Here is a 9,610-nt window from a genome sequence, read left to right on the forward strand (position 1 = left end):
CATCGGTCAGGTCCAATAGAAAAGGCCAGCTGAGCTGGCCTTTGTCACCCGGTCGGGACGGCGGGATTCGAACCCACGACCCCTTGACCCCCAGGTCGTTGAAGGTCTCAGCGACGTGCTCAAGCACGTTCTCCCAGGTCACCACAAGCATAAACCTGCCGAGTAAAGGGGTCCAACGAATCACCCCATCGTGACGACCGCAGGACCTGCCGGTCCCATCCACCTGCCCAGATCAGGGCGCAATGAGCTCGGCGATGTGCAGGGTGGCCTGGCGGCGTCGGGCGGCGCCGACCCGCGTGTAGTAGCGCATGAGAGTGCCGGGGTCATGCCCGAGACGTTCGGCAACCTCGTGGATGCCGTACCCGTCATCGAGCAAGCTCGAGACCAGCAGATGCCGGACCTGATGCGGTCCGATCGGACGGACCCCCGCACCTGCGGCGAGGTGGTTGAAACGGCTGGTGACATTGTCCGGCCGCAACGGCTGCCCGGTACGACCGGTGAACATGTACCGCGAACCCATCAGTACCTTCGCGTGCACCTTGGTGGTGATCAGCGCTGTGAGGGTCGCCGGGTCCAGCAGCAGAGTGCGGGTGCCGTTGTGGGACTTGGGCGGCTTCTCCCGAACCTCACTGGTCGGGTCCTCGACCACCCGTTGCCGGCACACCTTCAGACTGCCCTGGTCCCGCTCCAAGTCCCGCCACATCAGCCCGCACAACTCGCCACGCCGCAGGCCTGTAGTCAGCAGCAACCGCCACAGCGGATAGAGCCGATCACCCCGGACGTGCTCGAGGAAGCACCGGGCCTCGGCCAGAGTCCACACCGGCCGCACCCGGTCGCTCACCCGCGGCCTGTGCGCGCCGAGGGTCCTACCCGTCTGCGCCGCGAACGCCTTGGCCAACACCAGATCCAGCGTACGCAGAGTGCTGCGGGAGTAGCCGGCCACCTCCAGATCCCGGTAGGCGCGCTCGGTCATCCGAGCGCTGAGCCTCGAGGCTCGCACCTTGCCGATGTACGGGTAGACCAGCCCGAGCAGCCACGTGTAGTTGTACAAGGTGTTGGGTTGCAGTTCCTGCTCCCGCGACCGCAGCCAGTCCTCGCATACGGTCTGTACCGGGTCGCTCAGCCGCGGCCGAGCCAGGTTCGCGTCCCGACGGCGGCTGAGGCGGCGGTACTCGACCAGCGCGGCCTGCTCGGTGGCGAACCCGGCCCGCCGCGCCTGCATACGCGTGCCGCTACGGTCGCGCCCCAACTCCAGCCGGAACCCGAACGTCCCCGTCGCTGGATCTCGAATGATCATGTCGGTGTCGGCCATGACGATCACCTCAACTTCGGTCAAGGTCCCCGCACCACGAACATCTCTCACCTACACCAACGAGGCGGCCAGCCGGTGCGTCACGCCCGGTCCGACTCCGCGGCCCGGGCCGGTCACCCGATCGAGGGATCCGCCACAGCGGCGACGTCAATCACCCGCACCGACGATGGAAATCACCGCGCGAACGCATCGCGACCGCGGAGTCGGAGACATACGGGCCGTCGCCGACTGCGACCCAGCGGACCCCGCCGGACACGACTGGAGTTCGTGCCCGGCGGGTCGGTCCTCAGCGCCGGGTCTGCTCGATGAGCGCGGCGACGAAACGGGCCAGCCCCTCAGCGCCGCGCGGGTCGGCCGCCGACCAGCGGGTCATCAGCAGCGGCGCGGCCCGGGCCAGCACCACCCCATCGCTGCCGAGCACGAAGTACAGCGCGAGCGCCGCCGATCTCGCGTTGCCGTCGGCGAACGGGTGGAAGAACAGCACGTCGAGGAACACCCTCGCGGCCCTCGACGGCAGCGGCACAAGCGGGTCGGTGGCCTCGGCCAGACATGCCTCGAACGCCGCCGGCAGGTCGTCGCGGTAGGCGTACCGCTCCCGGCCCGCCCTCGCCCACGCGGACGTCGTGCGGAACCCCGCCGTGGTGGTGCCGAGCACCTGCTGCTGCCACGCCTGGAGGCGGGCGAACGTGAGCGGGCCGCCCGCGTTCGCGTCCTCGCGGACCAGCGCCAGCGCGGCAAGGACCGTGCGGCACCCGCGTTTCGCGAAGTGCTCGGCGATGCCGTCCCGGTGGGTGCGCACCGGCCCTTCGACGTGCCCGGTGGCGTGCTCCCAGCGGGCTTCCCGCCGGATCCGCCGCCACGCCGCGAGGGTGTCGGGCACCACCACCACCGGCGGCGGCGTTCGTGGCGCCCGCGCTGCGGCCGGCAGCTCCGTGCTGCGCCAGCTCGGCCAGTCCTGCGGCCAGATGTCGGGCCACGCATCGTCCGGTGGTGGCGTGATACCGGTGAGCGCCGCCGCCAGCGACTCCGCCGCGTCGGCCACCTCCGCGCCCTGCGGGGACACCGAACTCCAGAACCGCCCGCCGACCGCGGCCTCGACGAGCGCGTCGTGCCCATCGCCCGGCACCTCGGCGACATCAAGGAACCATTTCAGGGCCAGGCTGCAGACCGGGTACCAGTGCTCGTCCGCGCCGGACCGGGCCGCGACCGCCGCGACCAGCGCGGCAACCGTGGCCTCCCAGGCCACGAACGCCGCGCTGGACTCCGCGGGCAGCGGCAGGTGCCGCGCGAACAACTCGGCCAGGTCCTCGAGGAACGCCCGCCAGTCCAGCAGCGCCCCGGCGACGGCTTCGAGAGTCTCCTCCGGCGTGGTGATCGAGTCCCGGGCGCCGTTCCACCGCAGCACCAGCACACCGTCGGCGGTGCGCCCGCCCATCTGCGCGTTCCAGCCGGCGGCCCAGCCCTCGTAGTGCTCGACGAGCGCCGCGTCCATCGCCTGCTGCCACGCCCAGCGCGCCTCTTCCGCGGCCCGCTCCCGGCTCCAGTCCGCCTCGGCCGTCGCCGGATCGAAGACGGTGCAGCGGTTGTACCGGAACGGCGCCGGCACCCCACCGGCCGGAGCAACCGCCCGCACCACATCATGCACCGTGCCCGGATCGAACGGATGCCGGGCAGGATCGACATCCGCCCAGGTGAGCGTCGCAATCGTCATCGCCGGCCATCGTGCCACGAAGCCTGCCGTTCCGTGGGGCGGGTCTCGACCACGTCGTTCGCCAACGCCACCAGCAGCGGCCCGGACATCGACGCGGCCGCCGTCGGCACGTCCGTTTCACGGAACCCGCATGGACTCGACTCGCTGCACCGCGACTCCCACGCCGACCCAAATCGACATGCCGAGTGCGGCCTGGTCGTTGCACGTGGTGAAGCGGACGGCGGGGGCGGCTGCCGAGCGCTCAGCGGCTACTCCGCCGCTCGGCGGGCCGCGGCCAGGGCTTCCCGGCGGCCCGAGCGGTCGCCGATGCGCTCGGCCCGCGCCCAGCGCTCCAGCCAGGTTCAACAGATACTTGGGCAGCGTGGCATGGCCGACCGGTGTGGCCTCGACTGCGGCCCAGCCGACGGCAACCGACTCGTCCAGGTCCGCCAGCGCCCCCACCCGGTCGAACCGCACGCGAGGCGCGCCACTGAGGTTGGTCTGGCACCTGGCCCGGTCGGGCGCGCCGACCGCGCGACGGCCGAACGCCACGGCCTCGTCGAGGTCGGTCACGTGACCCGTGCGGTCGTAGCGCAGCCGCAACCCGTAGCCCACGTTCGACAGGAACTTGGCGGCGTCCGGGTGCCCGGGCGGGACGGCCTTCGCGGCCCGGCACAGCAGGGCAACTGCCTCGTCCAGGTCGGACAGTGACCCGAAGCGATCCCGCGCAGCTGCAACGCGCTGCCGAGGGTGCTCGGGGCCTACCCTTGCGGCATGCGCATGGTGTACGTCCGGACTTCGATGCCCCACCCGCTGGTGGTGTCGCTGCTGGACGGGCTCTACCCGAGCCGCCGGCCGGCATGGAAGGCGCCGGACGGATGGCGGCTCGACCGTGCGGAGGGTGCCGGGGTCGACATACGGCTCCAGCACTGGTACAGCCATGACCTGACCGACGTGACGCTGCGCGTCTGGGGCGGGTGCGGCCCGCAGACGGTGCAGCTGCTGACGCACTTGCTGGAGCATGACGGGGCCGGGTTCTGTGACTGCCGGCCGGCACGGGACTTCACCGGCGGCTGGCGCGACGATGGCGTGCCGTTCACCGCGGCGGATTTCGCGGGGGCCCTGCACGCCTCCGGCGGCAAGGATCCGCTGGACGTCCTCGCGGGCGGCCCGGCCGAGCCCGCCGACGGGCTGGGGCTCGGCTGGGGTGTGGTCGCCAACGTCGCCCGCGGCACGCGACTGTTCGCGCCGCGGGCCAACGTGTGGGTGTCGGAGCGGTTCAACGGCGCCGACGACCGGCGCTGGGTCGTCGGCCGGCACCGGGGCAGCGGCCGGTTCATCCGCACCGTCGTCGACGAGACCCTGCTCCAGCACCGGCGGCCGAAGGAGCTGTACAGCCCGGCCGTGCTGCGGCTCATGGAGTCGGTGTCGGTGGCGTTCCTGTCGCCGACCGCGGAGGCCGCCGGGTCTGGTCTCGTACCCCGTCCCTGACGCCGTCATGCCTTTGCGGTCGATGTGGGCCTGCATGGCGTCCGCCATCCGCCGGAGGTTGACGTCGTGCTCGTCGATCTGCTGCTCCACCGCCGCCACGGTCTCCGACGGGTCACCTGCAGCGGCGACGGGACGTCGATCAAGTTCCCCGCCGTCGCCTGACCGCATTCCCCAGGAAACGCGGTCGGATGTCTCCGCCGAGTCCTGAGGGACTGCGCGCACATGCCGCAGGTCTCGCGCGGCCCGCCGCGTCGAACCGCAGCCGCATTGCTCGCTCGTGCCGCAGTGCGCGCGGGCGTGCGACCATCCGGTCTTCCGTGTGGTGAGCGGTCAGGCCGCTGCCGGCGCAGTGCCGCCAACAGATCCAGCGGTCGCCGGGATCACGGGGACCGGGGAACCTCGGCTGCTCTCCCGATCAGGGTCAGGTTCTCCCCTGGGAAGATGCGGGCGGGTCACCGTGGTGGATGATCCGCCCGTACCGTGTTCGCGTGGAGGAGATCGCACGGTACGGATGGCTGGACGAGTCGCCGATCTGCGAGGCGGCCTGCGTGACGTTCGTCGAGGGTATGGACCTCGCCGCGGTGGCGGCCGCGTTCGGCGGCTCGCTCGAGGAGGCGGTCGAGATCACGTTCGACGGCGACTACGAGCCTGACTACGCGCACGACACCATCGTCCTGCGCCAGATCGGCGACTGGGTCGTCGCGATCGAGGACAACGGCTGGCAGGGCAGCCGGCCGGAGGTCCTGCGCCGGCTCACCGGGGGCCGCGCGGTCAGCTGCTTCTGGAACGTCAACGCCGTCACCCGCTTCAGCTACGCCAACCACGGCGCGGTGGTGACCGAGTTCGAGGCGCTGTTCCCCGACGACCGCGGCGGGCTCGATCCGGACGCGCTCGAAGACCTGCGGGCCGACCTGCCGTGGGACGAGGCGATCGGCGCGACGCAGCAGTTGATGCTGGCGCTCGCGGGGCGGATCTCCGGCGTCGAGTTCACCCCGGACCTGCTGGCCGGGCCGATGCTGGCGGCGCGGCTGCGGCCATGGCCGGAGGACGTGGCTGAGCGGGTCAATCCGCGGTACGAGGCATTGACCCACGAGGACCCCGAGCTGTCGTACGCCCTGCAGCGGGCGGACGAGCCGGCGCTGCGGCGCCTGGCCAGGCTCGCCACCGACCGTGCGGCGGTCGTCGCCGGGGTGCGGGAGCACCCCATGATCGCGGCGGTGATCGCCGGCGAGGAAGCTCCTGCTGCCCGGCTCGACACGCTGGCGAGGGACCTGGAGCTGCGCGGGCACGCCGCGCAGTTCCGCGCTGTCGAGGCGGCCCGGACGTGCATGAGCCCGAGCGCGCTCGCCGCCGCCTTCCGGGCGGTCACCGAGGCGGGACACGCGGTCCGGGCGGCGCGGGCCGACGCGCGAGCGCTGCGCGACGCACTGCTGACCGAGCTGGGCTCGCCCGCCCCGCCGAGCGGATCCGGCGGGCTCACCGGCGCCACGTGGCTCGACGAGCACTGGTTGGGCTGGGCGGGCTGTGTCACGTATACCCGCGGCCTGGACGTCACGGAGGTGACCACGGCGCTGGGCGCCGATCCGGACGGGGTCGGCACCGGACCGGTCACCCTGAGCACACGGCCCCTGGCGTGGACGCGGACACTCGGCGAGTGGGTCGTCGTCCTGGAGCCCGGCCGGCGGCTCAGGCCGGCCGACCAGCTGCTGGAGCGGCTCAGCGCCAGCGGCGAGGCGGTCCAGGCGGAGTGGAGCACGATCAGCAACGTGTGGTTCCGGTACGCGGTAGGCGGCGTGCTCCGAGCGCGGCTCAACGGCTACGCGCCCGAGCAGGTGTGGGGCGCGGATCCGCACGCGCTGGACGCGCTCGTTGCGGAGCTGCCGATTCCCCGGCAAGGCGCGGACGGCGGCGGACAGGCGGTCGGGCTCCTGACCCTGGCGGCCCGGCTGACCGGCATCGAGCTGACCGCGGCGGCGCTCGACGAGCAGTGGAGCGCGTACCAGCTCGCGTGACACAACGAGGGACCACGGTCTCCGCGCTCATCATCGACTGGATACCGTCCAGATCCGGAACCGACAGCGTCCGGATCTGGACCGACGGGAGCGGCGCCGGCCGCCGTTCGTCACGCCGCCGTGCGACGGAAGGCTTGAACAGCTGGCAGGCGGCAGAGCAAGACTGAGCGGTCAGCCTCCTGCGTGGTTGCATGCTCAGCCGACTGCACAGAGATCACCGTACGGGCGTTCGTGTCAGAGATGTGTCGTGATCATCCACAGTGGACACTTAGGTTGAGCGAGGCCCAACCGCCCGAGTCAAGGTGTCGACCGGGTGGCGCTACAACAGCCGGCGTCTGCATAATGCCTGCTCAACCGCAGTTCATGTCTACCGCCGACAGGCCGCCGCAGACCCCTTGACTCCGTCCGACACAACGACAAGGAGATCATCAAGCACTCCGCGCGGCATCCACGACGCAAACCGTACGGCCGTACGGGCAAAATCGCGTGTCGGACTCCTTGACAACACATCGATCTACGTCAACGGTAAAGGCCAGCTGAGCTGGCCTTTGTCACCCGGTCGGGACGGCGGGATTCGAACCCACGACCCCTTGACCCCCAGGCTGGTAACGACTCTGCTACTGAGTGTTGCCCGATGCCGGTCTATACCCTCACGTCTTCCTGACCTCTTCATACTACTCCTCCCCCGTACCGACTGGTGTCGCGTCATGCTTCCGTGTCCAGAAGGAGTTGATCTCCACTGTGAGCCCGTTGTGAGCGCTTACCAGTCAAGTGCCACTCGTGTTGCTGCGTCCGCGCCGTATTCCCAGTCGTCAAGCGAACCCGCGGGACAGTCACGTTCATGCCGCCTTTCAGCGCACCTTCGAGCGGGGCGAGCTCCGGCGTGACGAGCCCCGCGATGTCGTTTGCGGCATGGCGCCGGCGGCCGGCGCTGACCCGCGAGCGTTAGCTTGGTTTTTAACCTGTGCGGCGTGGCCGGGGATTCGATGATTTCTTCTTCTTTGAGGTCGTCTTCCCGGCTTCGTTGCTGGTGAGGGTGTGGACGTCGTATCGGCGGGTGGGTTGGCGGTTTGGTTGGCCGGGTGGTCGTCCGGGTCCTGGCCGGCTGGGTTTCGGTGCACCGGCGGGACAGGCGGTTGTCGCGCGTAGGTGCCGAAATCCGCGGCGGACCCGGGCTGGGGTGAGACGCTCGGGTGGTGCTGGTTGCTCCCATGGGCGGCGTAGGTCGGCGGCGAGTGGCCGGGCCAGTCGCAGCTGGGTGAAGGTGGCGATGGTCAGCCAGGTCCAGCGGTCCGCGGCGTGCGGGTCGCGCAGTTTCGGGACAGTCCAGCCGAGGGTCTGCTTGAACAGCCGGAACGTGTGCTCGATGTCGAAGCGGCGCAGGAACGCCTGCCACAGCCGATCCACCATGGCCGCGTCCGGGTGGTCGAATGCCGGGGCGTGGCCGGTGCCGGCGGAGCACCACAGCCACACCGGTTTCGCGGTCGCGCCGGAGGGCAGCCGGGCCACGTCCAAACGGATCAGGGTGCCTTCCAGGATCGGCAGGTCCGGGCAGTCGGCCCAGGCGGCGCGGCGAGTCAGTCGCGGGTGCAGCCGGTACCAGGCCCGGGCGGTTGCGGTGCCGTAGAGGCGGGTCTCGGTCACGGTCGTCACGTCTGGTTCGCCCCAGCTGGCCGGGTCACCGAAGATGAACTCACCGCCGTGGCGGCGGGGCCGGCCCAGCACGCCCGGCAGTTTCGGCGGTGTGGGCCTGCGCAGGACCCGGTCCGAACGCAGCCGGGCCAATACGCGCACCGGCAGGTCCCGCAGCAGCCAGGCCAGGCGGGCCGCGTCGTAGCCGGCGTCCATGACGATCCAGATGTCCGGGTCCCCGGCACGCCAGTGCCCGGCGGCGAGGAGCCGGGCCACCACGTCACCCACCTGCCGGGCCGTGACCGCGGCCAGATCGGCGCCCGGAGACAGCCGGACCGCGTCCAGCGGCGCGGTCCACGAACTACGCCCAGTCTCCAGCGCGACCACGAACGAGTACGGCCAACCCGGCACCCCGATGTGCTGGTCCTTGCCGCGGCCGTAGGTGTGACACAGGATCCGTTCCGGTACGGTGTGCGCCTCCGGGCGCAGCCAGCATGTGACATCCACCGCCAGCACGATCCGGCCGTCGGCTGCCCGCGGCATCGGCGTGGACGTCACCGCGCTGCGCAGCCGTTCGACATCCACCCGACCGGCTGCCAGAGCGTCGTACAACGCGCCATGACCACGACGGTGCTCCGCGACCAGCGACAGCACCGGCAACGACCGCACCGGCCCGTCCGCGCACAACACCGCATCGGCCAGCTCGAACAACGCATCCCCACGACGGGTCAGACACCGATAGAAGTCCCGCCGGAACACAGCGAGGTCCCCGGCCGCACCCACCGGCCGGGCCTCCGGCACACTGATCATCGACAGCCCTTGGTTGTGAACGTTCTTCCCTAGACAAGAGGAATGATCACCCAAGGGCTGTCCCGATGATCAGCCGGGGTCGATGCCGACCGATCCCAGGTTAAAGACCAAGCTAGTGCACTGGATCGCGAGAGGCACGCAGAGCAGCAACTGGATCGGCCGGGTCCTGGAGGTCATCCGCTCCGAAATGGCAGCCGCCGAGGAAGGCGTACCCCTTCCCCGACACTCATGACATCGGCCCTCGGCTGGCGGAGCGCGCGGATCAGTGACCGCTGAACTCGAAGCGGTACAGGCCGCCGGAGCCTCCGACGATGAGGCCGTGGCCCTGCTGACTCCAAACGCACGTGGTGAGGTCCTGCTCGACCCGCATCATGGCGACGCAGGTGTTGTCCCTAACATCCCAGATCCGCACCGTCCCGTCGCGGCCGGCGGCGGCGAGCCAGGTCGCGTCGGGTGAGATCGCCACCGCCTTGGCGTCCCCTGCCCGGCCGGCGAACTCGGCCCGCTGCGCGCCGGTGGCGACGTCCCACAGCCGCACGACGCCGTGGATGTTCGCGGAAGCCAGCCAGCCTCGGCTATTCAGGCGGGTTGGTCATCGGTGGGGGTTGATGCAGAGAAGGTGCACCTGGCCTGCGAGGATTTGAGTGTCTAGATCAAGTCCGG

7 protein-coding genes are annotated in these 9,610 nt (G+C 70.7%); 2 read left to right on the plus strand and 5 right to left on the minus strand.

The genetic code is table 11. The annotated features are described in order from the left end of the window. Positions 1–232: 232 nt before the first annotated feature. The 3 genes from AB0H83_RS51030 to AB0H83_RS51040 form a co-directional block, all read right to left on the minus strand. A complete protein-coding gene (locus tag AB0H83_RS51030) occupies positions 233–1,312 on the minus strand; it encodes a site-specific integrase (RefSeq protein WP_360111054.1) in 1,080 nt (359 codons plus the stop codon). A gap of 286 nt (positions 1,313–1,598) precedes the next feature. Beyond that, positions 1,599–3,023 (minus strand): Fic family protein, encoded by a 1,425-nt coding sequence (locus AB0H83_RS51035; protein WP_360111056.1) that lies wholly within the window; start codon positions 3,021–3,023, stop codon positions 1,599–1,601. A 117-nt stretch (positions 3,024–3,140) separates the two neighbouring features. Beyond that, entirely contained in the window at positions 3,141–3,617 is a 477-nt protein-coding gene (locus AB0H83_RS51040; protein ID WP_360111059.1) for a hypothetical protein, read from the minus strand. A 159-nt stretch (positions 3,618–3,776) separates the two neighbouring features. Here AB0H83_RS51040 and AB0H83_RS51045 point away from each other — a divergent pair, with 159 nt between their 5' ends. After that, positions 3,777–4,493, plus strand: coding sequence for a hypothetical protein (locus AB0H83_RS51045; protein ID WP_360111061.1), 717 nt, complete (start codon positions 3,777–3,779; stop codon positions 4,491–4,493). Positions 4,494–4,981: 488 nt separating this feature from the next. Further along, positions 4,982–6,505, plus strand: a complete 1,524-nt coding sequence (locus AB0H83_RS51050) for a DUF6461 domain-containing protein (protein ID WP_360111064.1) — start codon at positions 4,982–4,984, stop codon at positions 6,503–6,505. Between the two features lie 957 nt (positions 6,506–7,462). On the opposite strand, the gene AB0H83_RS51055 is transcribed toward AB0H83_RS51050, so the two are convergent. Together AB0H83_RS51055 and AB0H83_RS51060 are read right to left on the minus strand one after the other, a co-directional pair. Beyond that, positions 7,463–8,947: an NF041680 family putative transposase gene (locus AB0H83_RS51055; protein WP_360111067.1), complete on the minus strand. Its 1,485-nt coding sequence runs from the start codon at positions 8,945–8,947 to the stop codon at positions 7,463–7,465. 262 nt (positions 8,948–9,209) lie between these two features. Further along, entirely contained in the window at positions 9,210–9,485 is a 276-nt protein-coding gene (locus AB0H83_RS51060) for a hypothetical protein (RefSeq protein WP_360111070.1), read from the minus strand. Positions 9,486–9,610: the final 125 nt, after the last annotated feature.

It is taken from the genome of Dactylosporangium sp. NPDC050688 (assembly GCF_040654515.1).
Lineage (GTDB): Bacteria > Actinomycetota > Actinomycetes > Mycobacteriales > Micromonosporaceae > Dactylosporangium.